Below are 24,701 nucleotides of genomic sequence, written 5' to 3'. Positions count from 1 at the left end.
AGTATTAGAAAAAAGCCGATGTAAAAACTGAAAAGACTAACAACTATGTTAAACTTAACCAATAAATACTGGAGGTGTTATAGATGTCCAATGAAGTACTTGGAATCATTGCTTTGTTGTCCATAATCATCTGGATCGCGGTTTCCAAAGAAGCGGTAAAACCGACGAAAGAGATCCAATGGCCGAAGATGTTAACTTTGCTGTCTGCAGGAACTGCATCAGCATTCGTCATCACTTTGTCGCTTTTTCAAAGCCTGCCGTTCTAAAACAGACTCAGTGAGTTGAGTCTGTTTTTTTCTTTCTGTACTGAAAACGCCAAGCATAATAAACAATCCAGGCCCTTAAAAGAACCAATGAGGAAAGATATTGGTAAGCATAGTCTGCAAAAATCAGAATGGAAAATCCGATAATCGCTGTAGGGATCATGATATAAAGAGAAACTTCAATCAGTGGGGGGTTCTACATCCCCCGCTGATTGTTAGTTGATCCAATCGGACTTTTACGGTCAGTGGATCTCCCGCTTATAAAAGCGGGAGTCTTACTGCCCGTTAAAGCGGGATATATCCACATTCTTACTTCTTTGTTTTTCAAACTCAATTCGAATCGATTCGTCATGGGCATCTCCTCGTTTCTGACAAGTTAATAAACAATAGATTTGTTTAATCATACCTTTTTTTGGCAACAGGAACAAAAAAACCTTTTGTTTTCAAAATCTTTTGACTCTGCAAGCATTGTAAGCTATGATATTCCAAAACTATACAAAAATTCTGCGACGAAGAGAGTAGTTGCATATGGATACGTCAGCGAGCCGGGGACAGTGAAAGCCTAGTGATGTCTACTGCAATGAACCGCACTTCCGAGAAACTGCCTGAACCTTCCAGTAGGGCATGTCGGTGAAACCCGTTATCATGTTTAAGTTGGTCTGTTTAATTATGGACAATGAGAGTGGTACCGCGGGAAAGCCCGTCTCTGTATGAATGCATACAGAGACGGGCTTTTTTATTTTTAGTTAAAAGAGGAGGACTATGGAATGGAATTAAAACAAACGTATGCTGAGGAAATTGCTTTAGAGCTGAATGGGCTTGTGGAGCTTGATGAAATCGTGAATTTAATTGAACAGCCGAAATTCGACACACAAGGAGATCTGGCTTTTCCTTGCTTCATATTGGCCAAAGCATTAAAGAAGTCACCTGTTGAAATTGCGAAAGAGCTGGCACAGGCAATTGCCCACCCGTATTTTGAAAAGGTGGTAGCGGAAGGGCCTTATGTGAATTGTTTTTACGACAAGCTGGACGTCAGCTTAATGGTCATGAAAGAAATTTTGCATAAGCAGGAAAATTACGGCTCTTCAGAGCTTGGGCAAACCAAAACGGTAACGCTGGATTTTTCATCTCCAAACATTGCGAAGCCGTTTTCCATGGGACATCTGCGTTCAACAGTTATCGGCAATTCTTTGGCGAACATCTCTGAGAAATGTGGCTATAAAACCATTCGGATCAACCATCTTGGCGACTGGGGAACACAATTCGGCAAATTGATCACCGCTTATAAATTGTGGGGGAATGAGCAGCAAGTGAAAGAGGCCCCCATCAGTGAATTGCTGAAGCTTTATGTAAAATTCCACGATGAAGCTGAAAAGAATGCGGAATTGGCGAACGAAGCCAGATTGTGGTTCAAGAAACTTGAAGATGGAAATGAAGAAGCCCAGCACTTATGGAAATGGTTCCGTGAAGAGTCGCTCCAGGAGTTCGCCAAAATCTATCAACTATTGGATGTGGAATTTGATTCTTATAACGGAGAAGCTTTTTATAACGACAAGATGGATGAAGTGGTGGAGCTTCTGGTAGAAAAACATTTGCTGATCAAGTCGGAAGGGGCGGATGTCGTTGATTTGAGTGATTATAGCCTGCCGCCCCTATTGATCAGAAAATCGGATGGCGCCACGTTATACGGCACGCGCGATTTGGCGGCAGCTTTGTTCAGAAAAAGAAGTTACCAATTTGATCAATCATTTTACGTCGTGGGGCAAGAACAAACGCTTCATTTTAAGCAATTGTTTTTGGTGTTGGAAAAGATGGGATATGAATGGCCAAAAGATATGGTCCATGTGCCGTTCGGCTTTATCTTGAAAGACGGCAAAAAGATGTCGACTCGTAAAGGCGGCGTGATTTTGCTGGAACAAGTCATCAAAGAAGCGATCGCTCTTGCGGAAAATAACATTGCAGAAAAAAATCCAGCGTTGCCGGATAAAGAAGAAGTAGCCAAAATGGTGGGCGTAGGGGCGATCATTTTCCATGATTTAAAAAATGACCGCCAAAGCAATATAGAATTCTCCCTTTCGGACATGCTGAAGTTTGAAGGCGCTACAGGTCCTTACGTCCAGTATACCCATGCGAGAGCCCGTTCCATTTTATCGAAGTCTGCAATCGATCTTACACTGCTCAATCCGGCAGGACTGAATGATCCTTACAGTTGGCCGATTATAAAAAGATTGCTGGCGTTCCCAGAAGTGATTTCCAAAAGTTTTGATTATGCAGAGCCGTCTCAAATTGCCAAATACCTGATTTCGTTGGCTCAGGAATTCAATACCTATTATGCGCACGTGAAAATATTGAGCGAAGATATCGAACTGGAATGAAGACTAGCCCTGGTTCAGTCCGTGTCGATCGTATTAAAGGAAGGATTAAGGTTACTTGGAATCAAAGCGCCTGAAAGAATGTAAAGAAATTTTGGATACCATGCAAGCCTAAACCAGGATAGAAAATAGCCAGATTCACAGATCTTTAACATATTCAAACTGAAATTTTCGACTAATTATTACTTATTATGGAATATTATAATGCTATACTTTAAATATATCGGAGAAGATATAATAATCTGTCAGTTAGTATGGATGGTTCTAAGTTAAGGAGGATTTGTGGTGAAACAGCATTTGAACGAATGGAAAACGCCTTCCATCCTGCTTGGTTCTTTGGGCATCGCCAGTCTGGGAGATTTCATCTACCTGGTGGCGATCAACATCATCGTATACCAAATGACCGGTTCGGCAGCTGCTGTGGCAGGGCTTTGGGTGATCGGTCCGTTGACCAATATCGTGACGAAATTCTGGACAGGCAGCTTTATTGATTACCGAAGCAAGAAGAACATCGTGATGGTGACTTTGGTCGCACGGGCATTGTTTATCGCTTTCATCCCTTTGGCGCCGAATCTTCTGGCGGTGTACGCGATTCTCGTTGTTCTCAGCATTGCCAAGTCCTTTTTCGGTCCCGCTTCAATGACTTATATCACCATGCTGGTATCTCCGCATAAGAGAAAGCGATTTAACTCGCTTCGGTCATTCAGCTCATCGAGTGCATTCATCATTGGTCCAGCTATTGGTGGAACGCTTATCCTCACAACCAATATTTCGGTCACTTTGTGGCTGACGGCTGTGTTCTATCTGCTGGCCTCGTTGTTGCTGGCTCTGTTGACTGAAACCGAAAAAATCGAACCAACAGAAATTCCTGCTCTGACGTTTGCTCAAGTCGCAAGAGATTTTACAGTCGTCTATGCTTTTATGACTGAAAGAAAATATGTATCTGCGATTTACCTGGGTTTTCTTGCGGTGATGTTGTTTTCTTTTGCCATGGATGCCCAGGAAGTGGTCTTTACCCAGCAGGTGATTGGTCTGACGGAAGTGGAGTACAGCCTCCTGATCAGCATCACGGGCATCGGTTCAGTGAGCGGGGCGATGTTGCTGTCCATCTTTTCGAATAAAGTATCTATCCGTTATATGATTGTCATCGGTTTGCTGATGATGACTTTCGGCTATGTCATATACGCATTTTCCTGGTCTTTTGCATCGGTTACTGTCGGCTTTATCATACTTGGATTCTTTAATGTCTTTTTGAATGCGGGAATTGCGACTTTTTATCAAAACAATGTACCGGTGTCTGTCATGGGGAGAGTGACAAGCATCTTCCAATTGATCCAAAGTGTATTTCAAATCTTTTTCATTTTAGGTATTGGTTTACTGGCCGATCTAGTTTCACTAAAGCTGACGATTGGGGCTCTTGCAGTGATTATGTTAGTGGCCGCTTTCTTGTATGCAATAGCGGTGCTGAATCCGAAGTATTCCGGCTGGTATGAGGAAGCGGAAGAAGAACTGGAAGAAGAGCTGGCTTAAAAAATATAAATGCCAGACAGACGGGAGTAAATATAGATGTTGATCGACCAGAAAAACTTTTCTTCAAGTAATGTAATTTTTAGCATACGGACGGCATCTGAAGAAGATGCCAGTCATTTATCTGAACTAAGGCTGAAAATAGATGGCGAAACCGAAAACTTAGACAGGGAAAAAGGAGAAGCCTACATAGATGAAGCCGGGTTCAGAAAAATAATTGAAGAAGATAAACTTAGTGGAAATAGCTTGTTTCTAGTAGCCGAAACAAATGGAAAACTTGTAGCATTTTCAAGGTGTGCAGGGAATGGACTGAAAAGAACTTATCACCAGACAGAATTTGGTATCGGCGTCTTGCGTGAGTATTGGGGATATGGCATTGGGAAAAACATGCTGAATGAATCAATCCAATGGGCAGACGCGAATGGCATCCAAAAACTAACCTTAAAAGTGTTGGAAACCAATAGCAAGGCCATTGCTTTGTATAAGAAATTTGATTTTGAAGTAGAAGGCATATTAAGGAAAGACAAACTTCTTTCGGATGGGGATTATTATAATACGGTCTTGATGGGCAGGTTCAACATACATGATTAATTTAACGCAGAAACACCCTCGCACGAGACATCATGTCTTGTCTTATGCGGGGGTATTTGTGTGAATGGATTCTGTGCAACTTCAGGATTTGTATGATACCACCCTTTTGGCACTGCAAAAGGAGATCCGGAAACGAGATCTTTGATTACGACGCAGTCAAGGTCAAAATGGCTTTGGCCGATGGACTGTTGTCACCTCGAATGGCGGTCTTTCAGTTCGAATAAAACGATTAAAATCAATAAACTCAAATGATCAGACTGATCATCATCACTTAGTAAAATTATTGGTTATTTTAGTGCGATTTCAACAAATACTTTTGGACTTTTTTCAGTTCTCTGTTATGCATATATATAAAAAGGTGAAAACATGTATTTTTTTTGTAAAGAATTAACGAGATAAGCTTGCGTAATTTAACTAAAGTTAGGAGAATTAATAATTGCGTTCGTTATTACTGCAGAGAAGGCAGATTACCTTTTTCAAACCTATTCTGGCTTCTAATGATTACGGACATATCCGGCAAGGTATTTATAAGCTTTTATGCAGTTCAACAGATCTAAATTGGCACTTTAAACGTTAATTCAATAAAGCAGCTGCATGCAAAAGAAAAGAGGAAGTTCAATTGAAAGACAATAGAGAGAAAGGGGATTCCGATAAAATCCCCAAAAAGACGCTAGGCAGAAATACATATAAAACAATATGGAGATGGCATTTGTATGCAGGTGTTCTTTTTGCACCGCTCCTTTTACTTTTAGCAGTAACAGGCTCTGTTTATTTGTTTAAAAGTGAAATTGAAAGTGTACTTTACCAGGAATATTATCAAGTTGATCCACAGAAAGAAAAAGTGGCTGTTTCTGAACAGCTGGAAGAAGTGAAACGGTTATATCCCGAAGCCATAGTCACGCAATATCGGCCAGGTGAAGACAATGAGCGTTCGAGTGAAGTAACCATAAGTACAAACGAAGAATCTCTGACGCTTTTTATAGATCCTTATACAGGGAAGTCCGTTGGAGAACTGAATAATGAAGATCGGATTATGGATAAAATTGAAGAAATACACGGCGAACTTATGGCTGGAACGCTGGGTGATCGGATTGTCGAATTGGCTGCTTGCTGGGCCATTGTACTATTGGTGACGGGTTTCTTTTTATGGTTTCCCAAGAAACCAAAAGGTATGGGAGGGGTTTTGTTTCCCCGATTGAAAAAAGGCGGAAAGATTTTAAGGCGCGATTTGCACGCAGTTCCTGCTTTTTGGGTTTCTGGAGGGTTATTATTTTTAATCCTGACAGGTTTGCCGTGGTCAGGATTGTGGGGAGCAAATTTTCAAGCAATCACAACAAATACTGGGGAAGGTTATCCGCCTTCGGTATGGATAGGTGAGGCACCTGTTTCAGGAGTTGAAACACAGGATATTGCAGAAGTTCCCTGGGCTGCTGAAACCTTGGATGTTCCCATATCGAGTTTGCAGGGTCTGGTACCGCAAACACTGGATCAAGTGGTTAAAATTGCAGAGCAAACAGGCATTTACCCAACCTACTCCATTATCATTCCTCAGGAACCGGAAGGCGTCTATACACTTTCCGTGTTCCCGCCTAAAGCCCAGGATGAAGCGACTATTCATATTGATCAATATTCGGGTGCGGTTCTGGCGGATTACCGTTACGATAATTACGGAATAATCGGTAAGGTGGTAGCGTGGGGGATTACGTTGCACAAAGGAACTCAATTTGGTTTGGCCAACCAACTTGCTAGCCTGATCATTTGCTTAGGCGTTATATTGACAGCGATAAGCGGCGTTTATTTATGGTGGAAGCGAAAACCAAAAAAAGGGATGGGTGGACCAACTGCACCAGCTCTTTTTAAAACGAAAATGTTTCTTTGGCTGATGATCGGATTGGGGATTCTATTTCCACTGGTCGGTTTGTCGATATTGGTTGTCTGGTTATTTGATTGGCTGATCATCCAGCGCATCCCAGTTGTTAAGCGGTGGTTTAACGCCTAAACGAAGAAAGGCGGACAGAAAAATGAAAAGGAAATATTTATTGGTTCTATTCATCGGTGGTATGCTTCTCCTTAGCGCTTGCTCCCTTCGAAACGATGCGGCGGATTTGTACAAGAAAGAGAACGCTCTTGAAGTTAAAGTAGCTGTCCCCGATGTTATTGCTGCTGATGAGCCATTTAAAGTGCAAGCAATTTTGTCGCGAGATGGTGAGAAGCTTGAAAAAGCTGATTTTGTTCATTTTGAAATTTTAAAACATGACGGTTCGTTTCGTTTGCCGATGGAAGAAGCAGCATTCATAAAAGAGGGGCTGTATGAAATGGAGCTTTATCTTGAAGAAGATGGACTTTATTATTTGGATGTCCACGCCGGATTTAAAGGTTCCATCGTCAATCCCCGCCAGCAATTCATCGTCGGTGAGCTGTCAGAGGCAGAGTTGGATGCGCTAAAAAAAGGGAAAGTTGCAGATCAAGAAATGCCTAGTAAACACCATTAGTATTTAGTAAATGAATAGGAGCAACGAAAATGAAAAGCGAAACTGCACGATTAATACTGCTTCCATGTGACAGCCAGTCAGCTCAAGTCATAGAAGCTCAACACTATGAGAACGGTCCTCAAATCGCCGATCACGTCAAAGAATTGAAAAACGATCCGGCATTGTATGGTTGGGGAAGCTGGCTGGTGCTGCGGAAATCCGATGGGTTGATCATTGGTGATGCGGGATTTAAAGGGAAACCGGATGCCAATCAACAAGTGGAAGTGGGATATGGTTTTCTCGAATCTGAGTGGGGCAAAGGATATGCTACAGAAGCTGTCGAATGCCTTTTGGATTGGGCGTTTCATAAAAAGGATGTTATAAAAGTAATCGCAGAAACGGATTTGGACAATATCGGATCAATCCGCGTCCTCGAAAAGCTGGGGATGAAGAGAACTCAGGCCACATACGATATGATTTACTGGGAAAAGAATAAAGAAAACATCTAGAACGATAAAGTTGGAGACCAAAATCTTTTGGCTTTAGTTTTTAATCAGTTTTTCAAGCACGACGTCTACATGGTCCCACTCATAGATCAATTCATTTAAAACGGTCCCGGATATTTTTATCTCTACAGACTTTGTAAGCCTAGCCCCGTAGTATTCATAAAAATACCGGGTTTTATTCTCCTCGAGTACTTCCACAAATACGCTTTTGTAACCCGATTGCTTGAAATGAAGAAACAATTCCGCCAGCAGTAATTTTCCGATTCCTTGCGATTGATAGTCCTTCAGCAAATAGATGGACGTCAAATCAGCCGCCCCTTCAACGGTGTTGGTTCTTCTTTTCGCTGCAGTACCGAAGCCGATGATGGTGCCATCAGCATTCTCAGCTACCACGATATAATTTGTTTGATCTGAAATATTGCAATCCCATAATGTTGTTCGCTGCTCATAGGATAAGTTTTTCAGAAATTCATCTGGCAGTATGTTCTTGTACGTCGTTCTCCAGCTGTCTACATGCACTTTTGCGATGCCGGCTGCATCTTTTGCTTGTGCTTGCCTGATCTGCATTATTATCCCCCTTCTATTATGTCATTGTAGTATGAAAGCTATTCGTCTAAACAAACATAACATAGCCAAAGACGATTCTGTACTACATACAGCAGGCATTGCTTGATTTTAAAAATTGCTAACTGCCAATTGGATGAAAGCGGAAGGTCATCAAAAGCAAAGCGAGTCCGCTTTGGAAATTCGAGGGGAGATTTCTTTACGCAACTCAAGAATGGCAATAAACTTTAAGTAATGAGGAAGCTGATATTAAAATTCAAGCTATAAGGGACAAGTATTTTAGACCATAGAGCTGGCAAAAACGCCAAAATGAATGCGTTATTCTTTTGGCGTTACTTTGTGGATAAATGAAGTTTGAGTCCTTTCAAAAAAATGTAAAATGAAAAAGCAGGCTTACTTGAATAAATCAAGTAGGCCTGCCTTGTGTTTCTTTATATATTCTTTTCTTCCATTCACGGCACCACACGGCATCAAGAAATTTCAACGGGTTTGCTGGTTTCTTTTCCTTGTCCCAGCGAAGGGCTTTTCCATACATACGTTAAGGCGATGCCGACTCCAAGTACGATGGTCGCAAAATAGAACGGGTAGTTCAAATCGATATCGAACAGGATCCCGCCGATAATCGGACCAAAAATATTGCCGATGCTCGTAAACATCGAGTTCATTCCCCCAGCAAATCCTTGCTCGTTTCCGGCAATCCGGGACAGATATGTAGTGACGGCAGGGCGCATCAGGTCAAAACCGACAAACACCACCATCGTCACCAGCAGGATTGACCAATAGCTGTTGACGAAAGTCATAATGAACACCAAGATGGTCGACACCAATAGGCTGTAGCGGATCAACCGGATTTCGCCGAGCCATTGAGTCAGCCGATTGAACAAGCCAACCTGGAAAACTACGCCGACTATAGCGCCGAGTGAAATGATGATGGCGATGTCCATCGCGGTAAAGCCGAACTTATGGTCGACAAACAGCGCAAACAGCGATTCGAATGCGGCCAGACCAAATGACGAAATGAGGATGACCATGAACGCAATGAAGTACATGGGTGAAAAGATCTTTTTAAATCCTGATTTCGGAATCGCCTGATGTTTTTCCTCCACTTCGTATATCCGTTCCGGCTCTTTTAATGTAATCAACGATAGAATGGTCGCAAATAAACCGAAGCCAGCTGCAAAGAAGAAAGGAAGCCGTGTACTGATATCAGCCAGGAAGCCGCCGATCCCCGGGCCGATGATGAAGCCGGTGGAAATGGCCGCAGACATATAGCCTAAAGCTTTCGGGCGCGTACTGCTGGTAGTGATGTCTGCAATGAAGGCGGTCACAGCCGGCATGATGAATGCGGCACTGACGCCTCCGAGAATCCGGGAAAGAAACAGGACTTCAACTGTTTCACCGATGCCGAACAGAAATTCCGAAATGCTGAAGATAAGCAATCCGATAATAATCATGGGCTTGCGTCCGATATTATCGACCCATCGTCCAGCGATCGGCGAAACAATCAGCTGGGCTAAAGCAAAAGCAGAAACCATGTAACCGACGACGGTTCCTGAAATGTCCAATTCGTTCATAATGGTCGGTGTAACCGGGATGACCAGGCCAATTCCTAAAAATGCGATAAATAGATTAAGCAATAATGTGGATAAAACTAATTTATTTGTTTTCATGTGGTGATCTCCTTAGTATATTCGTGCCTGATGAGTCGTAATGGTTTGGATTAGAAGGAAACCACTCAGTTTAATGAATGAAAGATTCAAATCAAGAGTCTGCATGACGAGAATCTGGTGATTTACTTGCGCAAGCCGCGCCAAAAGATCGGCCAAACAGCCTGTAGGCGGCTTTCATAGCGGTCCATGCCGCTATAGACCAATTCAGTCATCGTTCCTTCTGTTACCGTCAAATAGGCTAATGCCGCATTTGAAAAATCCTCTGAATGTAAAACTTTTTCTTGTCGGTCCCGCTCACGCAATAGACGGGTTAAGTGGCGATGCATGCTGTCAAAGAAAGGGTTGAAAAATTCGCCAACTTCTTTTTCCAGTCTGAGTGGCGGGAAATAAGCAACTCGCAAGATGAAGTTCATTCGTTCGTTGTCCTGGCTTTCTTTGGCGAACCAATTGAAATAACCATAAAGGATGGATTCCAACGGTTCATCTCTTACGGAATTAAAATAGGCTGCCAAGTGGCTTTTTTGTGTATTTAACGAATACTGAAGTGCAGAAAGGAATAAATCGTCTTTTCCTTTGTAATGAGCATAAATCGATGGCTTCTTGATGCCAACTTCCTCGGCAATTTTGCTGAGCGAAGCGCCTTCAAAGCCTTCTTTTGCAAAATGGCCGACGGCAGTTTGAAGAATATGGTCAGCTTTCATTTTTTCACCTTCCTAACGGTCGTTAGGATATAATCTCATGTGCTCTTTCTTTTGTCAAACCTTCTTTCTTGGCACTTTTATGTCCATTCCATCTTCCTTGAGAAGCTTGATGGGGGTCAAGGCGAAGAAACTGCCCTAGAGCTATGCTGAAGGGAGAGGTGAGTTTATGAAAAAGATACTGTGCTTGGTGTTTCTTCTGGCAATGATGACAGCCTGTGGCAGAGAACCGTTGATGAAGACATTGGCCGATCCGTCTCCTGATCAACTGCTGCATTCGAGTGAGGCGGGATTATCCATGCATCTTGAAAAGGCGCGATACCAAAAATCGTCCATTGTTATTGGAATGGAACTCGAAAACGACAGTGGACAGGATTTTGGGTATGGTGACTATGTATATATCGAGTTGAAACAGCAGGACGGCTGGCATCTCCTGACCCATTCAGACGCTGTATTCATCAACAATCCCGACTTCAATGATTTTGGCCATGTACTGCAGGCGGGAACTAAAACGGAGATGGAATTTTCGATAGAAGGATTGGGGATTGAACTGGCTCCTGGTGAGTACCGGATCGTTAAAACGTTCTTATCGCAAGATGTACCTTATTTCGAGATTTCCCTGGCGTCACCATTTCGTGTCGAATAGTTCCTCGCAATAAAACGTCTATTCAGCGCCTGCAAAGGCATAGAATAGACGTTTTCTATGATGTGCTGCGACCGAACACCGTGTCATCAATACAGAAGATGGCCTGTTCCTGCATTGCCGCCTTTGGTGATGTCATGCGGCCGTAGATGTGTTTTTTCAGAATGCCGATAAAAACTAGTGTCGACGGCAGCTTTGACTTTCCAAATCATCCAGATTCCGAACAGTACCTGCAGAATGACCAGTACCAGGTAAAGCGGATTGGATAAGGTTTCTGTGATGACAAAGAAGAGGGCCAGCAGGACAGCCTGAGCAATAACGAATCTTCCCGCCCTTAACACCACCGAGACAAAGAGGATCAGAAGCCCGATAATCAAAATTGCTTGATGTTCCTGCATTAGAGAGCTGAAGGTGAAGTCTGTAGAGAAAGGTGAAATCCACTGAACTGCATTCATTTTATGTCTCCTCCTTGTTCGGATATTTCAACTGGCTGGACTGAAGGGGTGGGCTGGTATTTTTCTTTCAGCTTCAGATGAGCTTGCGTATACTTTGGATCGACTGTGCCTCCGCTTAATCCTTCGTCAATCATACGATCTATTTCCTGGATGCAATCACAATTTACGGGGTGTTGAGTTTTCATTTTTACTTCCTCCTCATATTATCTAAATTGACTTTCCTTAAGTAGTTCCATAAATCAAAAATTCCCGGCTTTTCTGGTTGCGGCGGAATTTGTTGTCAGATCCTGAAACTCCTCAGCCAGTTTTTTGATGGATTGCAGATCTTCTTCATCGGGTGACAGGTCCACTTTGACGGAATGCTGGATGACCCGGGCGTTCTGCTGTTTAAATTCCGCTTTCATCAAGTCAACCGCTGCACAGAATTCGTCATAAGCCGTATCTCCTGAACCGAAAACCCCAACGACTTTCCCGGTAAGGTCGACAGTCCGCAGAGTATCGCAAAAGATATCCGTTTCAAAGGGAAGGTCCCCGTCATCATACGTATAGGTGCCGAAAAGAATGCCGTCATACTGAAGAAGGCGCTGGGGATCCATGTCTCCCATTTCGATATTTTCCATGGTCGTTTCACAGACTGTCGGGTCCAGGTACTTTTCTATTAAATCGGCTATTTCTTCTGTATTCCCGGTAGAACTAGCATAAAGGATAAGAACTTGAATCATAGCGAACACTCCTGTTCTTAACTTTCTTTCTACATTCAGCTTACCGGAAAACCCGATAAAAAAACTTGATGCACATCAAGTCGATTGATTTGTCTGGCGTTTTTTTCAAAAATCAACCAAATAAAAAAGCCAAGAAAAATGATTGCTGTTTCTTGGCTTTTGTTCTGCTGTTTCTTAGTGAAGGATGAAGAAAACTCTATAGGTGGATGCGTCTCTTTAACGGAATGCCAGCTGTTAAGCGACAACTGGGTAGCCTAGTTTCTCAATGACTGCCTTCAAGTCTTCCGGTGCTACTTTGTCTTCGTCATAAACGGCTTTTACTTTACTGGAATTGAACAACACCTTCACTTCCTCAACGCCATTTATTTTCCCTACTTTTCCTTCGATTTTTTTGATGCAGGAAGGGCAAGTCAGCGGTTCTAATTGGAATTTAACTGTGGTCATTTCAATCACTCCTTTGTTTTTCTAATTTCAGTATAATGTCTCCAGTCAGTTCATTCCTTGACCTGCATCAAGATGTGAAATGAAAAACGGGTTAAAGAGCCGTTGAGAATAATAGGTGGAAAAGCCCTTGTTCGAATCGTTGCAGTCTATTCTCTATTGAATGTGATTTCATTTACCAAACCCCATTTCTATAGAAGATCCACTCACCAAATGTATGAGAAAACAAAAAAGGCATTAATTTTCAATCGTAAACTGCAATTGCTTGACGGGGGTCAAGTACTAAAAAAATAATCCGGTTTATTATAGAAGTATAAAGAAAAGCATCACGCACGAGGAATATATTTGTAATTTCGAAACTAATGAAAGAGGAGTTGAAGAGCGATGTTTGCATTTATTCACAAGCACAAAAAAACGATGACATTCGGAGCCGGTTTCTTGCTGATGCTCGCCTTGGCTTTGAATAGTGGAGGTTTTCATGAGTTGCGCCAGCTCACATTGATCCTCGCGACGGTCATTGCGGGAATTCCAATTGCCATCAAAGCGTTTCAGGCATTAAGGATGAAAGCCTTCAGCATCGAGCTGCTGGTGACAATCGCTGTTATCGGGGCGTTGTTTATCGGGGAATACGTGGAATCCGCAGTTGTGACATTCCTGTTCCTGTTCGGAGATTATCTGGAAGCCCGTACATTGGAAAAAACGCGGTCTTCTTTAAAAGGTTTAGTGGATATGGCACCACAGGAAGCGAATATCATCCGGAATGGCGTCAATGTAACTGTGCCGGTAGAAGAAGTGGCCAAAGGAGATCATGTCATCATCCGGACCGGCGGCAAAGTGCCGGTGGACGGCAAAATCCTCACTGGACATGCGTTATTGAATGAAGCGGCCATTACAGGAGAATCAGTCCCGGCATCCAAAAAAATAGGGGACAAAGTGTTCAGCAGTACAGTCATCGATACTGGCTACATCGAAATTATCGCCGAAAAAGTGGGAGATGACACCACATTCGCGAAAATCATCGAATTGGTGGAAGAAGCGCAGGAATCAAAATCGAAAACCGAAAAATTCCTGAACAAATTTGCGAATATCTATACACCTGCAGTAGTGCTGTTATCGATAGTTGTTTATATACTGACCAGAGATCTTCATCTCGCCATTACGTTTCTCGTCATTGCCTGTCCCGGTGCATTGATCATCGGCGCACCGGTCTCCAGTGTAGCGGGCATCGGCAACGGAGCGAAGAACGGTGTTTTGGTCAAAGGCGGGGAAGTGATGGATCGGTTTTCAAAAGTTGATGCACTGGTCTTCGATAAAACCGGTACATTGACGAAAGGGAAACCGGAAGTGACAGAGATCAAAGTCTTTCATTCTTATAATGAACAGGAATTGCTTCAATGGGTGGCGCAGGCGGAAATGGTGTCTGAACACCATCTTGGCCAAACAATTGTCAAAGAAGCGAAAGCACGGAATATGGACCTTGGCCAAGAACCGGAAAACGTAGAAGTCATCAAAGGCAACGGGTTGGTGGCTAAAGTAGGAGAGCGGGTTTTGGCGATTGGGAACCGGAAACTGATGAAAGCGAAAAACATCTCCATCCCGGCGGAAACAGAAAGTTATGCGGTAGGGCGTGAAAAATCCGGAAATACTGCCATCTTTGCAGCAGTAGATGGGAAAGTGGCCGGCATCTTTTCGATCGCCGACCAAATCCGCGAAGACGCAGCGCCAGCGCTCGCTCAAATGAGAAAAAACGGCGTCAAGAAAATCGTCATGCTGACGGGTGATAATCAGCATACGGCCGAGCTGGTCGCCACAGCTTTAGGGCTGGATGAATTCCATGCCGAGTTGCTTCCGGAAGACAAAGTGGCTTTCGTAAACCAATTAAAAAAACAAGGTTATGTAGTCGCAATGGCAGGAGATGGGGTCAACGATGCCCCGGCGATCGCTACAGCGGATATCGGACTGGCGATGGGAGAAGGCGGCACCGATATTTCAATGGAAACCGCGGATGTCGTGTTGATGGCTGACAAACTGATGCAGTTCTCGCATGCCTATTCATTGTCAAAAGCAACGATCCGCAACATGAAACAAAATACTTTCTTTGCAGTCGGCATTGTGGCGGTCCTGTTGGCCGGTGTGCTGACGGGATCCATCCACTTGGCTTCCGGCATGTTCATCCATGAAGCGAGCGTTCTCATCGTCATCTTGAACGCCATGAGACTGATGGGCTTTAACTACAAAAAAATAAAAACTGGGAAATATTTGAAACCGGCCAATGCCGGGATTTAAAACACAGATTCACCGGTAGGAAAGCCTATGGCAAATTGAATTTTAGACAGGAAAAAGCCGACTGTTTTCAATTGGACAGTCGGCTTTGAATTAGTATGATTATCTTCCGCCCAACAAATCGAACAACCCGCCTGCAGCACTGCCTTCACCTTGCGAGCGGCCGGCAGGATTTTGAGGAGCGGCTGCGAATACGCGGCTGGCCAAACGGCTGAATGGCATCGATTGGATCCAGACGCTGCCCGGTCCGCGAAGCGTAGCGAAGAACAAACCTTCGCCGCCGAACAAAGCAGTTTTGATGCCGGGAACGGTTTCGATATTATAGTCGACGTCGCCCGTCATCGCGACCAGGCAGCCGGTATCGACGCGCAGCACTTCGCCTTTTTGGAGATTTTTTCGGTAAATGGTGCCGCCTGCATGGACGAACGCTAAGCCGTCGCCTTCAAGTTTTTGCATGATGAATCCTTCTCCGCCAAAAAAGCCGGCACCGAGTTTGCGCTGAAATTCAACGCCGATGGACACGCCTTTTGCCGCTGCCAGGAAGGAATCTTTTTGGCAGATGATTTTGCCGTTCAGTACGCTCAAGTCCATCGGAATGATTTTGCCGGGATAAGGGGCCGCAAAAGACACATGGCGTTTTCCGGTCCCGTTATTGGTGAAGGCCGTCATAAAAAGGCTCTCACCGGTGATGATGCGTTTTCCTGCACCCATCAGTTTGCCCATCAAGCCGCTGCCGCCGGAACTTTTGGAGCCGTCCCCAAAAATCGTTTCCATGGCGATACCATCTTCCATCATCATCAAGGCACCCGCTTCTGCAATGACGGTTTCGGATGGATCCAGTTCCACTTCTACGAACTGCATATCGTCCCCATGAAGCTTAAAATCGATTTCATGATTATTCATTTTTTATTCCTCCTCGGTTTATTATATAAGTTGAACTAAGAATCATCGCCTGCTGATATTCCTCAAACCAGCTCCGCTTTCCTACGGGCTTGCGCCGAACTAACTCGGGCTAAACGCCCGAGTGGATTTCGGCACTTCGCTATCCCGCGGGAGTCTCCGCTGGTTTGCTCCACACCTTTTATGTATACAGTGGTAATTTGAAAGCTGGTTTCTATCGTTCAACTTATATGGATATGTTATATAATGAATACGTCTAAAGAGCTGGAAAGTTTCATTAATTTGGGGCAGGAAAAAATAATAAGGAATGGAGCTGGATATGATGAATGCAGAGGATTGGATCACCCATTTGGATATGGCTGCGCACCCGGAGGGCGGATATTTCAAACAGTCTTTCGTCTCGCCTGAAAAAATCAGCCTGGATACGCATCCCGCCGAACGGAATTTGTATACCAGCATTTACTTTCTGCTAAGGTCGCAGGATGTTTCCCATTTCCACCGGCTGAAGTCTGATGAACTGTGGTATTTCCACGCGGGGCAGACCACTACGGTGCATATTCTCGATGTTCAAGGGAATTACCGGGCAGAAAAATTAGGCTTGGATATAGCAGCGGGGGAACGGCCGCAGGTTTTAGTCGAGAAGGGCAGTATTTTCGGTTCGACTGTGGAGGCGGATGAGGCTTTTTCACTGGTAGGCTGCATGGTTTCGCCTGGATTTGACTTTGCGGACTTTGAATTGTTGCTGCAGGCGGAGCTGCTTGAACAGTTTCCGGATCAGGAACCCATCATCCGGAAATTGGCATATAAAAAATTGCCAGACACTCTATCAGGTCGGTAGGATAAATGCTAGACTTGTGGAAGACAAAGCAAAAGGGTGAGGGAGAACAATGGGGAGTAGTTTATTGATTTTAATTATTGCAGTGGCGATTTTTGTGGGCATCGCCTCCAAGAAATTCTATGACCGGCCGTATATTGTGAACTTCGGCATCGCGGTCATGATGGCACTTCTGGTCATCCAGACTTTCCAAATGACACCGATCGGCGGGCTTGGCTATGCCGCGATCATTCTCTGTTCGATCGCGTTTGTGTTCCAGCTGGTAATGGGGATTAAGAATTTAAAAACAGTCTCGCAATAGCAAAAAATACGTGTGTAATTAATTGGTTTAGTTTGGAGTCGCTAAATACGAAATGTCTTTTGAATGTATATTATTGAGCACCGCTTTTAGCGGTGTTTTTTTGATGCTATCTATTAGGGATTCACGGTGTACTGTAAACTGGCTGAAGTAATAAGGTCCTGAAATAAATTTGATATGTAACTTTTGGGATTAATAGCCGACTAAATGATATAGAGATAGTCAGTTATGCAATTGAAGTCGAGACTAAGTCTTTCTCCCATTAAATCTGTTGTTTATAGTTGACTGTCTAGGTACTGAAAAAAGGAGGGATTCTTTGAAGAAATTAATCTTTATTCTATTTATTATCTCTCTAATCTTAATGCCTAAACCCGGTTTTACTTTATCGTGTGTGGAGCCTTCTCCGCCAGATATTGCTTTCGATGAATACGATGCAGTGATAATAGGAATAGTAGTAAACATCAAAGAGAACCACAATGAAAAAATTTTAACAATAGCTGTTGATACAAGCTTTAAAGGTGTAGACGAAAACTTTATTACAGTAAAAGAAGATATCACTTGGGGGTCAAGTAAACTGAATAAAGGTTACTTGTATTATCTTAATAAAGAAGGAGAGAACTGGATACATCCACTTTGTTCTCCGACAACAGATCATACCTATATAGCAGAGGAATTTTTTGCTGATAAAGAAACAATCACTTTACAGAATGTCGAGGTTGACGAAAATGGGTCGGAATATGGGATCTTTGTTGCTCTTTTGGCAGTAATAGTTGTGATTGTATTAACACTTCTTTTGATAAAAAAAAGAAAAAAGAAATAATTTATTGAGTTGCTGCTTTAATTGGAAACCAGAATTTTGATTTCTAAATAAGAAAGAGAAATACAGAAAAAGCTAATTTATAAATAGAGATGCACAATCAAAAGTTTGATTGTGCATCTCTTTCAGGGTGACACTGCGTTTTTGTAAACCAAAAGCAAATGATTATGAATGTGTTATTCAAATGGTTCTTCATTAGAGAAAGGGTAACTCATAACCGGTTTAATGCATCCTCGATGTCCTGCTCTCCAGAAATGATTTCAAATGTTTTATTGTAAGTATGTTCATTCGCCAAAGCATGCAAGAGGACACTGGCGACATCTTCCCGGGGAATTTCACCGGAATCCAAGTTCTCAGTCGCTAGAATTTTGCCGGTTCCCGGATCGTTTGTCAAAAGGCCGGGACGGATGATGGTATAGACCAACCCGCTGGCGCGCAGAATGTTATCCGCGTGGTGTTTGGCTACATAATAATGGGCCATATCTTCTTTCCACATTTCCCGTTTATCAGCATTGATGGCGCTGATCATCAGAAATCGCTCTGTGCCTGTTTGTTCAGCAGCTTCAATTGTTTTTGCAGCGCCGTCCAAATCGATCAGCAAAGTTTTGTCCGCGCCGGTTCCGCCGCCGCTGCCGGCAGTGAATACGACAGCGTCGCAATCTTTCATAGCGTCTGCAATCTCCTCAACACTGCCTTCTAAGCTCGTTAATACGGATTCAACACCGAGACTATTGAAAAAACTGATTTGCTCTTCTTTGCGGATCATTGCTTTGGGCGTGTGTTCTTCACTGTCCGCCAGCATTTTTACAAAATGCCTACCGATTTGTCCGTTTGCCCCGACTACCAACACTTTCATCCTGATCAACCCCTCTGCAATTTTCGTGTCTTTTCTATCATATATACCCTGGCAGATCTATTTCAAGCAAATGGGGCTCTTGTTAAGTCTGAAAAATGCCAATATGAAGAAAAGGGGACTTTCTTCTCAAGTTAAGTTTAGTATAATGGGAGATATCTCAATGATTTTACTGCTACTGATTTTAGGAGGAAGACAATGAACCCGACCACAGAATCAAAGACGATAAAGATGAAGGAGACTGCTCGCAAAAGAGAAACACCACCGGATTTCTCCCAGTTTAAAGGGGAGAGATTGGACAAAGAACCGAGCCGTTTTCTCGAAATAATGGGACATGCGGTATGGTTTTGCGTAGGTGCTGCTGTTTTAATGGCAATGATTTTTTCCTTGTTTTATTTCGTTTAACTTGAAAAGGGGGACTATTGGATGATTCGTTATCCTGCTACTACTTTCAAAACAATCGGCATTACAGCACCATCATCAGGGGTGGGGAAAGAACAGCATCATCTGCTGGAGCAGGCCATTGCCCGCCAACAACAAAATGGCTTCGATATAAAAACCGGGAAGACGGCCTGGACACAAGAGTTTGCCAAATCGGCTCCTGCCAAAAAGCGGGCGGCTGAATTCATGGACATGATGAATGATCCGGGAATCGATTTCATTTTCCCGCCATGGGGCGGTGAATTGCTGATTGAAATGCTGGAGTATGTAGACTTCTCCCAAATCCAGCCGAAATGGGTGCTCGGGTACTCGGATCTCAGTGTCTTGCTGCTGGCCATTACTTTAAAAACGGGAATAGCCACAGCGCACGGAACGAACATCGTGGATCTGCGGGGCGAAAAAAGTGACGAAACGACGCGGCAGTGGCTGACAGTTCTTCAAACCGAGGCGGGGAAATCCGTTTCTCAGCATTCTTCGGCGCTTTATCAGAAGGAATGGAATCATTCGAATCCATCGCCAGTCGTCTATCACCTGACGGAACCGACCGAATGGAAAACGGTTTCCGGCAACGAGGAAAACTTTGCAGGCCGCCTGTTGGGCGGGTGTATCGATGTCGTCCGGCACATCATCGGCACGCCATACGGGGGAGTACAAGCTTTTCGGGAACAGCATATTCCGGGAGAACAGGTTGTCTGGTTCCTGGAGAATTGTGAAATGTCCGTTGCGGACTTGAAACGTTCGCTGACACAAATGAAATATGCCGGCTGGTTCGACAATTGTGCGGGCATTTTATTTGGAAGAAGTGCAGCGAATGAGCGGGTCGAAGGCTATACCGCCGAAAAAATGTACCAGGATCTTGCAGAAGGCCTCAATCTGCCGATTGCCTATGATATCGATTTAGGCCATATGCCCCCGCAAATCACTTTTGTTAACGGCGCTTATGCAGAAATCCGAGTCGCCGACGGCAAAGGAACAGTGGAGCAGGAATTCAGGTGAAAAGGATGTCTGTACATGGAGATAAGAAAGCTCAATGCCAATGACGCACAACTTTATTACGATTTACGGATTGAAGCATTAACAAACAGCCCGGATGTTTTCGCTACTAGGCTGGAAGATGCTGTCAAGAGGCCGGTGGCACAAACGGCGGAAAGCTTGGCCTTGGCGCATGCCGTCACTTTTGGTGCATTTGCAGATGGGGATTTATGCGGTAACGTCACTTTGCTGCGCCATACCACACCTAAGATGAGCCACCGGGCATCGGTCGTGGCGGTCTATGTAACGCCTTCAGCAAGAGGCAAAGGCATAGCGCGGCGATTGATGCAGCAACTCCTTGATTATGCGGCTGGTTGGCAAGGGCTGGAGCGGCTGGACCTGATGGTTGCTAGTGAAAATCTGCAGGCGATCGAATTGTACGAAAGGCTTGGCTTTGAAAAATACGGAACAGAAATCCGTGCCATGAAAATCGGCGAGAAGTACATCGATGAAGACATGATGGTTAAGTTTATCTGATTTTGTGATAAATCCAGCTGTATTTAAAGAATCCATTCGAAATAGAGCTGCTGGACGCAAATCAGCACCGCCATTAAGTTCTGGAGAGATGAAAAAAAGGGTATCGGCACAACGCCGATACCCTTCTTGCTATTCATTCAATTTATAAAGCTTGTCATCGCCGTCTGCCGGTGTGCCGCGTCCGTCGGTGTTATTGGAAATGAAATAAAGCGAGTCTCCGTCCGAATAGACATCCCGCACACGCCCGAAGCCTTCAATCGAATCTGTCACTTCGGCACTTTCCGGATCCAACACTTTAATGGCGGTTCCGCGGAGGGCTGCTACATACAGAGAGCCGTTGTGGATATCCATGCCGCTCGGAGCCCATGTCTCATCGGAACCGGTTGTGAAGAACGGCGACACCATGCCTTCTTCAGACTCGTCGCCTTCAATGGTCGGCCATCCGTAATTCAGGCCTTCTTCAATGATATTGATTTCATCATTCGCTGATTGGCCATGTTCAGAAGCATACATGGTATCTCCGTCCCAAGTGATTCCCTGCGGATTGCGATGGCCGTGCGAATAAATCTCGAATTCATCAGAGTTGTTCAATTTTAATAATTTGCCGTTGACAGAAGCAAGGTCCTGGGCCAGTTCTGGCGTGGAAGCATCACCGACCGTTGCGAAAAGAGTGCCTTTTTCATCCAGCTCAAGTCTGCCGCCGTGATGGACATTGCCTGTCGGAATTCCTTCCAAAAGCACTTCGTTTTCCCGCCACTGTCCATTGTCCAACTGCATGGAGACGATTTTATTGTAGTCATTGCCATCGCGTTCATAGACATAATAACCGTACGCTTCTTGGCTTTCATCAAAGTCCTGTTTTAACACAAAGCCCAGAAATCCGGCTTCGGCTGCGCTGGAAAGAGAGTCCGAAAAGCTGACTTTCTGCCGTGTAAGTGCGCCTTCTTCATCTATATAGGCAACAGTGCCTGCACGTTCTGAAATATAAAATTCATCACCGGTTTTATTGATTGCCCAAGGTGCCTCAAGTCCTGTCGCTATTTCATCGAAAGGAGCTGTCGCTTCTTCCGGATTGGGTGCAGCATTGTTGCAGCCTGCCAGCAGCAAGAGGATAATTGAGGGAGCCCATATTTTTTTCACAAAGAAAACCTCCTTTCTTTCATCATAATTGAATAGCGAACTGATAGGAAATAATTAAGCAAAGAAGGTGAGTCCATGCCGTTGTTGAAAGACGTCAAAGAACAAGAAGAAATCCGAAAGAAACAAAACCTGATCCGCATCATCACCTGGGTCATCGTCGCCATCGTTTTGGTGCTGGTCTGGTATTTCACGAAATAGTTTTCCACCATAACAAATCAAGCGTATTTCTAAAGATTTTTTAAACAAAAAACCTTAAACAGCTTAAGGCTGTTCAAGGTCAGTGCCAGCTTAGGCTGGCTTTTTTTTCGTCTGCAGCAATTCGATGATCACCAATCCGAGTGCAACACCCAATAGGATGTTGATGATTAACGGATCCAAATACTGGTCACGGAAAATCGTTGCCACAGTCAGTATGTAAAAAGCCGCTTGTGTGATTTTGGCAATGGGTGGAATGGCATCTTTCGGATAGCGGATGCGCGCCAGTTGGAACACAAGAAATGCCACCAGCAGCACCAAATAATACGGCCACGATAAGATTTCAACCACGTTGTTGATCACCGCGAAAATCAGCAGCGGAATAAAATAAAACAAAACCGATTTCACCATTCAAGCCTCTTTTCCACTTATTTTTTCGTGTTGTCCTGTTGTTTGCGTGCCACAAGCAAGTACAGGTTGTAGATGGAGAATATCACGGCAACCGTGACGATCAACACCGAAATCATCGGATAGACAGAGACTCCGTTTTGCATCATTTCAATGATTCGTGTATAGACGATCCATGGACCGATGACCAAAATGAAAATATCGAGTGCAGTGCCAAGTTTAGTTCTCATAAAGTTCCTCCAATAAAAGATGATAGGTTAATCTTATCAGACTTTGCCGGCTGAGTATGCATAGAAACCAAAGCAGCCGCCCTCAAAAATGAGAACGGCCGCCACAAGATGGACAGATTATTTATGAGCGCGAAGTTCCGTACGGGCAAGGGCGTCCGCTGCCCGGTTCTGTGAGTCCGGAATCCACTTGATAAAGCAGAAATCGAAGTAGTCGCCGATTTCCAATGCTTGTGCCAACAAAGGCTTGAACTTCGGATTTTTGATCGAGCCTCTTTCAAAAGCATCCACCGTCACCTGCGAGTCGGACTTGATGGAGACCATGCCCGAAGTCAGGCCCTTCGCCAGTTCCAATCCTTTTACCAGTGCAGTGAATTCTGCCGTATGATTGTCCATTTCACCCACATATTCGCTCCAGTGGATCAAATGGCCTTCACCTCTAATGAAAACACCAACTGCGCTGACTTGCGGAGAACCTGCAGTCGCCGCATCCACAAAAACTTCCAGCATAGAATCACCTACTTTTCATCAATGGGTTTGATTGCTTTCGCAAGGTAGCCGAACGGCGTTGACATAATAGAGACGACAAATTTAAGGACGTACGTCGAAATGAAAATTTGAAGCCAGACATCGAACGGGAACACGCCCCAGAAAGCAATGGAAGTGAAAATTAAGGTATCCAGCAACTGACTGGTCAAAGTCGATCCATTGTTGCGGATCCAAAATTGGCTGTCTTTCGGGAACATTCTGCGCAGCGCGCTGAAAATGATGACATCCAAATGCTGGCTGGTGAGATAGGCCACCATGCTGCCGATGGCAATTTGCGGAATCAGTCCGAATACGGTTTCCAGTGAACCTTGTGCAAAATCACTTTCAGCCGGTATGAACTTGATGCCGAATTGCATGACAAGCACCATGATAAGCAGGGAAGAAAAGCCGAGCCACACTGCTTTTTTGGCTTCTTTCTTGCCGTACTTTTCGTTCAGGATATCGGTTGCCAGGAAAGTCGAAGCATACAAGCTGTTGCCCAATGTAGCCGTCAAACCGATGATTTCAATGGTTTTGGTCACTTGGATATTGGCCAGCACCGTGGAAATAGCCACCCAGGCGAACAATCCTGTCTTTCCGAAAAATTTATACATGATCAATAAAAGTACAAAGTTGAACAAGGCAAAGCCCAGTCCCCAAAATTCATTAAACAAAAAAACTTCCTCCTTAGTTTTGGTAAAGCGGGAATTTGCGAACCGCTTGGTACCGTAAAAAATGTCCTCAGTCAGTATAACTATTGTTGGAATAAAAGACAAATGCGTAGTAGAATGAGGAAATGACGATTTTCTAAGAGGTGACAAAGTGAAAAAAGTTTCGATTATCAATGAAATTGACGAAATGCTGACTACATATTGTGAAGGCTGCTTTGTGAAAACCCAACTTCGCAAAGATGAAGGGAAGACTGCTGCCCACCGTTTTTGCATCAGCAATTGCACGGTCGGAACGCAGCTGCAGTTTCTCGGAAACGAACTCAACAAAGTCGGTACCGGCGATAAATAAAAATAGGGGATTCGATTCTTTCCCAAAAATAAAAAGCAGGGACGGAATTTTCCGTCCCTGCTTTTGTTTATTTTTATTCTGATTCGATTTGAATAACATTTGCAGCCTGTGGTCCGCGGTTGCCGTCAATAATTTCAAATGACACGGGCTTGCCTTCCGTCAATGTCCGAAACCCATCGCCCTGAATGCCTGTAAAATGGACAAATACATCATCACCATCATTATACTCAATAAAACCGTAACCTTTTTCTGAGTTAAACCATTTCACTGTACCCTGGTGCATGCGAGTTCCCCCTATTATTGAGTATGCCATGGACCCATAGA

General features: G+C 44.0%; 31 protein-coding genes, 1 pseudogene and 1 other annotated feature. Of the genes and pseudogenes, 17 read left to right on the top strand and 15 right to left on the bottom strand.

Translation table 11 applies throughout. The annotated features are described in order from the left end of the window. Nucleotides 1-83: 83 nt before the first annotated feature. From QMA04_RS11950 to QMA04_RS11920, 7 genes and pseudogenes are all read left to right on the top strand, one after another. The gene (locus QMA04_RS11950; RefSeq protein WP_191714301.1) at nucleotides 84-266 is read left to right on the top strand and encodes a hypothetical protein; all 183 of its coding nucleotides are present in this window, start codon (nucleotides 84-86) and stop codon (nucleotides 264-266) included. 494 nt (nucleotides 267-760) lie between these two features. Continuing rightward, nucleotides 761-974: a binding site (T-box leader), on the top strand. 56 nt (nucleotides 975-1,030) lie between these two features. Next, nucleotides 1,031-2,722, top strand: a pseudogene (gene argS / locus QMA04_RS11945) (arginine--tRNA ligase). A 198-nt stretch (nucleotides 2,723-2,920) separates the two neighbouring features. After that, a complete protein-coding gene (locus tag QMA04_RS11940; RefSeq protein WP_290185994.1) occupies nucleotides 2,921-4,165 on the top strand; it encodes an MFS transporter in 1,245 nt (414 codons plus the stop codon). 36 nt (nucleotides 4,166-4,201) lie between these two features. Next, a complete protein-coding gene (locus QMA04_RS11935; protein WP_203339538.1) occupies nucleotides 4,202-4,753 on the top strand; it encodes a GNAT family N-acetyltransferase in 552 nt (183 codons plus the stop codon). A gap of 619 nt (nucleotides 4,754-5,372) precedes the next feature. After that, nucleotides 5,373-6,752, top strand: a complete 1,380-nt coding sequence (locus QMA04_RS11930; RefSeq protein WP_483313720.1) for a PepSY-associated TM helix domain-containing protein — start codon at nucleotides 5,373-5,375, stop codon at nucleotides 6,750-6,752. A gap of 22 nt (nucleotides 6,753-6,774) precedes the next feature. Continuing rightward, entirely contained in the window at nucleotides 6,775-7,245 is a 471-nt protein-coding gene (locus QMA04_RS11925) for a FixH family protein (protein ID WP_290185991.1), read from the top strand. Between the two features lie 29 nt (nucleotides 7,246-7,274). Next, complete coding sequence (locus QMA04_RS11920; protein WP_290185989.1) at nucleotides 7,275-7,733, top strand: GNAT family N-acetyltransferase; 459 nt, start codon at nucleotides 7,275-7,277, stop codon at nucleotides 7,731-7,733. A gap of 33 nt (nucleotides 7,734-7,766) precedes the next feature. Here QMA04_RS11920 and QMA04_RS11915 read toward each other — a convergent pair whose 3' ends face one another. The 3 genes from QMA04_RS11915 to QMA04_RS11905 all read right to left on the bottom strand — a co-directional run bounded on the left by QMA04_RS11915 (nucleotide 7,767) and on the right by QMA04_RS11905 (nucleotide 10,665). Next, nucleotides 7,767-8,297 (bottom strand): GNAT family N-acetyltransferase, encoded by a 531-nt coding sequence (locus QMA04_RS11915; protein WP_290185988.1) that lies wholly within the window; start codon nucleotides 8,295-8,297, stop codon nucleotides 7,767-7,769. A gap of 467 nt (nucleotides 8,298-8,764) precedes the next feature. Continuing rightward, nucleotides 8,765-9,964 carry an MFS transporter gene (locus QMA04_RS11910; protein ID WP_290185987.1) on the bottom strand — a complete coding sequence of 400 codons (1,200 nt, stop codon included), beginning with the start codon at nucleotides 9,962-9,964 and terminating at the stop codon, nucleotides 8,765-8,767. Between the two features lie 122 nt (nucleotides 9,965-10,086). Then, entirely contained in the window at nucleotides 10,087-10,665 is a 579-nt protein-coding gene (locus tag QMA04_RS11905; protein WP_191714310.1) for a TetR/AcrR family transcriptional regulator, read from the bottom strand. A 166-nt stretch (nucleotides 10,666-10,831) separates the two neighbouring features. Between QMA04_RS11905 and QMA04_RS11900 the strand changes: the two genes are divergently transcribed. After that, nucleotides 10,832-11,308 carry an immunoglobulin-like domain-containing protein gene (locus tag QMA04_RS11900; protein WP_191714311.1) on the top strand — a complete coding sequence of 159 codons (477 nt, stop codon included), beginning with the start codon at nucleotides 10,832-10,834 and terminating at the stop codon, nucleotides 11,306-11,308. 86 nt (nucleotides 11,309-11,394) lie between these two features. Here QMA04_RS11900 and QMA04_RS11895 read toward each other — a convergent pair whose 3' ends face one another. The 4 genes from QMA04_RS11895 to QMA04_RS11880 form a co-directional block, all read right to left on the bottom strand. Then, a complete protein-coding gene (locus QMA04_RS11895) occupies nucleotides 11,395-11,760 on the bottom strand; it encodes a hypothetical protein (RefSeq protein WP_191714312.1) in 366 nt (121 codons plus the stop codon). Continuing rightward, nucleotides 11,757-11,945 (bottom strand): hypothetical protein, encoded by a 189-nt coding sequence (locus QMA04_RS11890; RefSeq protein WP_290185985.1) that lies wholly within the window; start codon nucleotides 11,943-11,945, stop codon nucleotides 11,757-11,759. Before QMA04_RS11890 ends, QMA04_RS11895 begins: the two co-directional genes overlap by 4 nt. Before the next feature lie 54 nt (nucleotides 11,946-11,999). After that, complete coding sequence (locus tag QMA04_RS11885; RefSeq protein WP_290185983.1) at nucleotides 12,000-12,482, bottom strand: flavodoxin; 483 nt, start codon at nucleotides 12,480-12,482, stop codon at nucleotides 12,000-12,002. 234 nt (nucleotides 12,483-12,716) lie between these two features. After that, a complete protein-coding gene (locus tag QMA04_RS11880; RefSeq protein WP_191714315.1) occupies nucleotides 12,717-12,926 on the bottom strand; it encodes a heavy-metal-associated domain-containing protein in 210 nt (69 codons plus the stop codon). Between the two features lie 381 nt (nucleotides 12,927-13,307). Here QMA04_RS11880 and QMA04_RS11875 point away from each other — a divergent pair, with 381 nt between their 5' ends. Then, nucleotides 13,308-15,209 (top strand): heavy metal translocating P-type ATPase, encoded by a 1,902-nt coding sequence (locus tag QMA04_RS11875; protein WP_290185980.1) that lies wholly within the window; start codon nucleotides 13,308-13,310, stop codon nucleotides 15,207-15,209. Between the two features lie 99 nt (nucleotides 15,210-15,308). Here QMA04_RS11875 and QMA04_RS11870 read toward each other — a convergent pair whose 3' ends face one another. After that, nucleotides 15,309-16,109: a TIGR00266 family protein gene (locus QMA04_RS11870; RefSeq protein ID WP_191714317.1), complete on the bottom strand. Its 801-nt coding sequence runs from the start codon at nucleotides 16,107-16,109 to the stop codon at nucleotides 15,309-15,311. Between the two features lie 319 nt (nucleotides 16,110-16,428). On the opposite strand from QMA04_RS11870, the gene QMA04_RS11865 reads away from it, so the two are divergent. The 3 genes from QMA04_RS11865 to QMA04_RS11855 all read left to right on the top strand — a co-directional run bounded on the left by QMA04_RS11865 (nucleotide 16,429) and on the right by QMA04_RS11855 (nucleotide 18,059). Further along, nucleotides 16,429-16,944: a cupin domain-containing protein gene (locus tag QMA04_RS11865; protein ID WP_191714513.1), complete on the top strand. Its 516-nt coding sequence runs from the start codon at nucleotides 16,429-16,431 to the stop codon at nucleotides 16,942-16,944. Between the two features lie 49 nt (nucleotides 16,945-16,993). Beyond that, nucleotides 16,994-17,242, top strand: a complete 249-nt coding sequence (locus QMA04_RS11860) for a hypothetical protein (protein ID WP_191714318.1) — start codon at nucleotides 16,994-16,996, stop codon at nucleotides 17,240-17,242. Nucleotides 17,243-17,555: 313 nt separating this feature from the next. After that, the gene (locus QMA04_RS11855) at nucleotides 17,556-18,059 is read left to right on the top strand and encodes a hypothetical protein (protein ID WP_191714319.1); all 504 of its coding nucleotides are present in this window, start codon (nucleotides 17,556-17,558) and stop codon (nucleotides 18,057-18,059) included. Nucleotides 18,060-18,267: 208 nt separating this feature from the next. Here QMA04_RS11855 and QMA04_RS11850 read toward each other — a convergent pair whose 3' ends face one another. Then, nucleotides 18,268-18,912, bottom strand: a complete 645-nt coding sequence (locus tag QMA04_RS11850; RefSeq protein WP_191714320.1) for an SDR family oxidoreductase — start codon at nucleotides 18,910-18,912, stop codon at nucleotides 18,268-18,270. Between the two features lie 195 nt (nucleotides 18,913-19,107). On the opposite strand from QMA04_RS11850, the gene QMA04_RS11845 reads away from it, so the two are divergent. From QMA04_RS11845 to QMA04_RS11835, 3 genes are read left to right on the top strand one after another with little or no spacing between them, the layout of a single operon-like run. Next, nucleotides 19,108-19,314, top strand: a complete 207-nt coding sequence (locus tag QMA04_RS11845) for a hypothetical protein (RefSeq protein WP_191714321.1) — start codon at nucleotides 19,108-19,110, stop codon at nucleotides 19,312-19,314. Nucleotides 19,315-19,335: 21 nt separating this feature from the next. After that, complete coding sequence (locus QMA04_RS11840; protein WP_290185976.1) at nucleotides 19,336-20,346, top strand: S66 family peptidase; 1,011 nt, start codon at nucleotides 19,336-19,338, stop codon at nucleotides 20,344-20,346. Nucleotides 20,347-20,361: 15 nt separating this feature from the next. Further along, nucleotides 20,362-20,859 (top strand): GNAT family N-acetyltransferase, encoded by a 498-nt coding sequence (locus tag QMA04_RS11835; protein WP_290185974.1) that lies wholly within the window; start codon nucleotides 20,362-20,364, stop codon nucleotides 20,857-20,859. 129 nt (nucleotides 20,860-20,988) lie between these two features. Here QMA04_RS11835 and QMA04_RS11830 read toward each other — a convergent pair whose 3' ends face one another. After that, nucleotides 20,989-21,999: a PQQ-dependent sugar dehydrogenase gene (locus tag QMA04_RS11830; RefSeq protein WP_290185972.1), complete on the bottom strand. Its 1,011-nt coding sequence runs from the start codon at nucleotides 21,997-21,999 to the stop codon at nucleotides 20,989-20,991. A 75-nt stretch (nucleotides 22,000-22,074) separates the two neighbouring features. Between QMA04_RS11830 and QMA04_RS11825 the strand changes: the two genes are divergently transcribed. Continuing rightward, nucleotides 22,075-22,197 carry a hypothetical protein gene (locus QMA04_RS11825; RefSeq protein ID WP_263615926.1) on the top strand — a complete coding sequence of 41 codons (123 nt, stop codon included), beginning with the start codon at nucleotides 22,075-22,077 and terminating at the stop codon, nucleotides 22,195-22,197. A gap of 90 nt (nucleotides 22,198-22,287) precedes the next feature. On the opposite strand, the gene QMA04_RS11820 is transcribed toward QMA04_RS11825, so the two are convergent. The 4 genes from QMA04_RS11820 to QMA04_RS11805 all read right to left on the bottom strand — a co-directional run bounded on the left by QMA04_RS11820 (nucleotide 22,288) and on the right by QMA04_RS11805 (nucleotide 24,031). Continuing rightward, nucleotides 22,288-22,605 carry a hypothetical protein gene (locus QMA04_RS11820; protein WP_290185970.1) on the bottom strand — a complete coding sequence of 106 codons (318 nt, stop codon included), beginning with the start codon at nucleotides 22,603-22,605 and terminating at the stop codon, nucleotides 22,288-22,290. A gap of 17 nt (nucleotides 22,606-22,622) precedes the next feature. Next, complete coding sequence (locus tag QMA04_RS11815) at nucleotides 22,623-22,832, bottom strand: hypothetical protein (protein WP_191714325.1); 210 nt, start codon at nucleotides 22,830-22,832, stop codon at nucleotides 22,623-22,625. 117 nt (nucleotides 22,833-22,949) lie between these two features. Beyond that, nucleotides 22,950-23,339 carry a ribonuclease HI family protein gene (locus QMA04_RS11810; protein ID WP_191714326.1) on the bottom strand — a complete coding sequence of 130 codons (390 nt, stop codon included), beginning with the start codon at nucleotides 23,337-23,339 and terminating at the stop codon, nucleotides 22,950-22,952. 8 nt (nucleotides 23,340-23,347) lie between these two features. Further along, the gene (locus QMA04_RS11805; protein WP_191714327.1) at nucleotides 23,348-24,031 is read right to left on the bottom strand and encodes a queuosine precursor transporter; all 684 of its coding nucleotides are present in this window, start codon (nucleotides 24,029-24,031) and stop codon (nucleotides 23,348-23,350) included. 148 nt (nucleotides 24,032-24,179) lie between these two features. On the opposite strand from QMA04_RS11805, the gene QMA04_RS11800 reads away from it, so the two are divergent. Further along, nucleotides 24,180-24,377, top strand: coding sequence for a zinc-finger domain-containing protein (locus QMA04_RS11800; RefSeq protein ID WP_006829962.1), 198 nt, complete (start codon nucleotides 24,180-24,182; stop codon nucleotides 24,375-24,377). A gap of 73 nt (nucleotides 24,378-24,450) precedes the next feature. Here the strand turns inward: QMA04_RS11800 and QMA04_RS11795 are convergent, their stop codons facing one another. Next, nucleotides 24,451-24,660 carry a cold-shock protein gene (locus QMA04_RS11795; protein WP_191714328.1) on the bottom strand — a complete coding sequence of 70 codons (210 nt, stop codon included), beginning with the start codon at nucleotides 24,658-24,660 and terminating at the stop codon, nucleotides 24,451-24,453. Between the last annotated feature and the right edge of the window lie 41 nt (nucleotides 24,661-24,701).

Source organism: Planococcus sp. APC 3900, from assembly GCF_030407735.1.
Taxonomy (GTDB): Bacteria; Bacillota; Bacilli; order Bacillales_A; family Planococcaceae; genus Planococcus; species Planococcus notacanthi.
This window is presented reverse-complemented; position numbering and strand designations above follow the sequence as displayed.

What these genes read in the sequence shown, in the direction of transcription:
- QMA04_RS11950 (WP_191714301.1), top strand. Translation starts at nt 84, where the DNA reads ATGTCCAATGAAGTACTTGGAATCATTGCTTTGTTGTCCATAATCATC.
- QMA04_RS11935 (WP_203339538.1), top strand. Translation starts at nt 4,202, where the DNA reads ATGTTGATCGACCAGAAAAACTTTTCTTCAAGTAATGTAATTTTTAGC.
- QMA04_RS11925 (WP_290185991.1), top strand. Translation starts at nt 6,775, where the DNA reads ATGAAAAGGAAATATTTATTGGTTCTATTCATCGGTGGTATGCTTCTC.
- QMA04_RS11920 (WP_290185989.1), top strand. Translation starts at nt 7,275, where the DNA reads ATGAAAAGCGAAACTGCACGATTAATACTGCTTCCATGTGACAGCCAG.
- QMA04_RS11915 (WP_290185988.1), bottom strand. Translation starts at nt 8,297, where the DNA reads ATGCAGATCAGGCAAGCACAAGCAAAAGATGCAGCCGGCATCGCAAAA.
- QMA04_RS11910 (WP_290185987.1), bottom strand. Translation starts at nt 9,964, where the DNA reads ATGAAAACAAATAAATTAGTTTTATCCACATTATTGCTTAATCTATTT.
- QMA04_RS11905 (WP_191714310.1), bottom strand. Translation starts at nt 10,665, where the DNA reads ATGAAAGCTGACCATATTCTTCAAACTGCCGTCGGCCATTTTGCAAAA.
- QMA04_RS11900 (WP_191714311.1), top strand. Translation starts at nt 10,832, where the DNA reads ATGAAAAAGATACTGTGCTTGGTGTTTCTTCTGGCAATGATGACAGCC.
- QMA04_RS11895 (WP_191714312.1), bottom strand. Translation starts at nt 11,760, where the DNA reads ATGAATGCAGTTCAGTGGATTTCACCTTTCTCTACAGACTTCACCTTC.
- QMA04_RS11890 (WP_290185985.1), bottom strand. Translation starts at nt 11,945, where the DNA reads ATGAAAACTCAACACCCCGTAAATTGTGATTGCATCCAGGAAATAGAT.
- QMA04_RS11885 (WP_290185983.1), bottom strand. Translation starts at nt 12,482, where the DNA reads ATGATTCAAGTTCTTATCCTTTATGCTAGTTCTACCGGGAATACAGAA.
- QMA04_RS11880 (WP_191714315.1), bottom strand. Translation starts at nt 12,926, where the DNA reads ATGACCACAGTTAAATTCCAATTAGAACCGCTGACTTGCCCTTCCTGC.
- QMA04_RS11875 (WP_290185980.1), top strand. Translation starts at nt 13,308, where the DNA reads ATGTTTGCATTTATTCACAAGCACAAAAAAACGATGACATTCGGAGCC.
- QMA04_RS11870 (WP_191714317.1), bottom strand. Translation starts at nt 16,109, where the DNA reads ATGAATAATCATGAAATCGATTTTAAGCTTCATGGGGACGATATGCAG.
- QMA04_RS11865 (WP_191714513.1), top strand. Translation starts at nt 16,429, where the DNA reads ATGAATGCAGAGGATTGGATCACCCATTTGGATATGGCTGCGCACCCG.
- QMA04_RS11860 (WP_191714318.1), top strand. Translation starts at nt 16,994, where the DNA reads ATGGGGAGTAGTTTATTGATTTTAATTATTGCAGTGGCGATTTTTGTG.
- QMA04_RS11850 (WP_191714320.1), bottom strand. Translation starts at nt 18,912, where the DNA reads ATGAAAGTGTTGGTAGTCGGGGCAAACGGACAAATCGGTAGGCATTTT.
- QMA04_RS11845 (WP_191714321.1), top strand. Translation starts at nt 19,108, where the DNA reads ATGAACCCGACCACAGAATCAAAGACGATAAAGATGAAGGAGACTGCT.
- QMA04_RS11840 (WP_290185976.1), top strand. Translation starts at nt 19,336, where the DNA reads ATGATTCGTTATCCTGCTACTACTTTCAAAACAATCGGCATTACAGCA.
- QMA04_RS11835 (WP_290185974.1), top strand. Translation starts at nt 20,362, where the DNA reads ATGGAGATAAGAAAGCTCAATGCCAATGACGCACAACTTTATTACGAT.
- QMA04_RS11825 (WP_263615926.1), top strand. Translation starts at nt 22,075, where the DNA reads ATGCCGTTGTTGAAAGACGTCAAAGAACAAGAAGAAATCCGAAAGAAA.
- QMA04_RS11820 (WP_290185970.1), bottom strand. Translation starts at nt 22,605, where the DNA reads ATGGTGAAATCGGTTTTGTTTTATTTTATTCCGCTGCTGATTTTCGCG.
- QMA04_RS11815 (WP_191714325.1), bottom strand. Translation starts at nt 22,832, where the DNA reads ATGAGAACTAAACTTGGCACTGCACTCGATATTTTCATTTTGGTCATC.
- QMA04_RS11810 (WP_191714326.1), bottom strand. Translation starts at nt 23,339, where the DNA reads ATGCTGGAAGTTTTTGTGGATGCGGCGACTGCAGGTTCTCCGCAAGTC.
- QMA04_RS11795 (WP_191714328.1), bottom strand. Translation starts at nt 24,660, where the DNA reads ATGCACCAGGGTACAGTGAAATGGTTTAACTCAGAAAAAGGTTACGGT.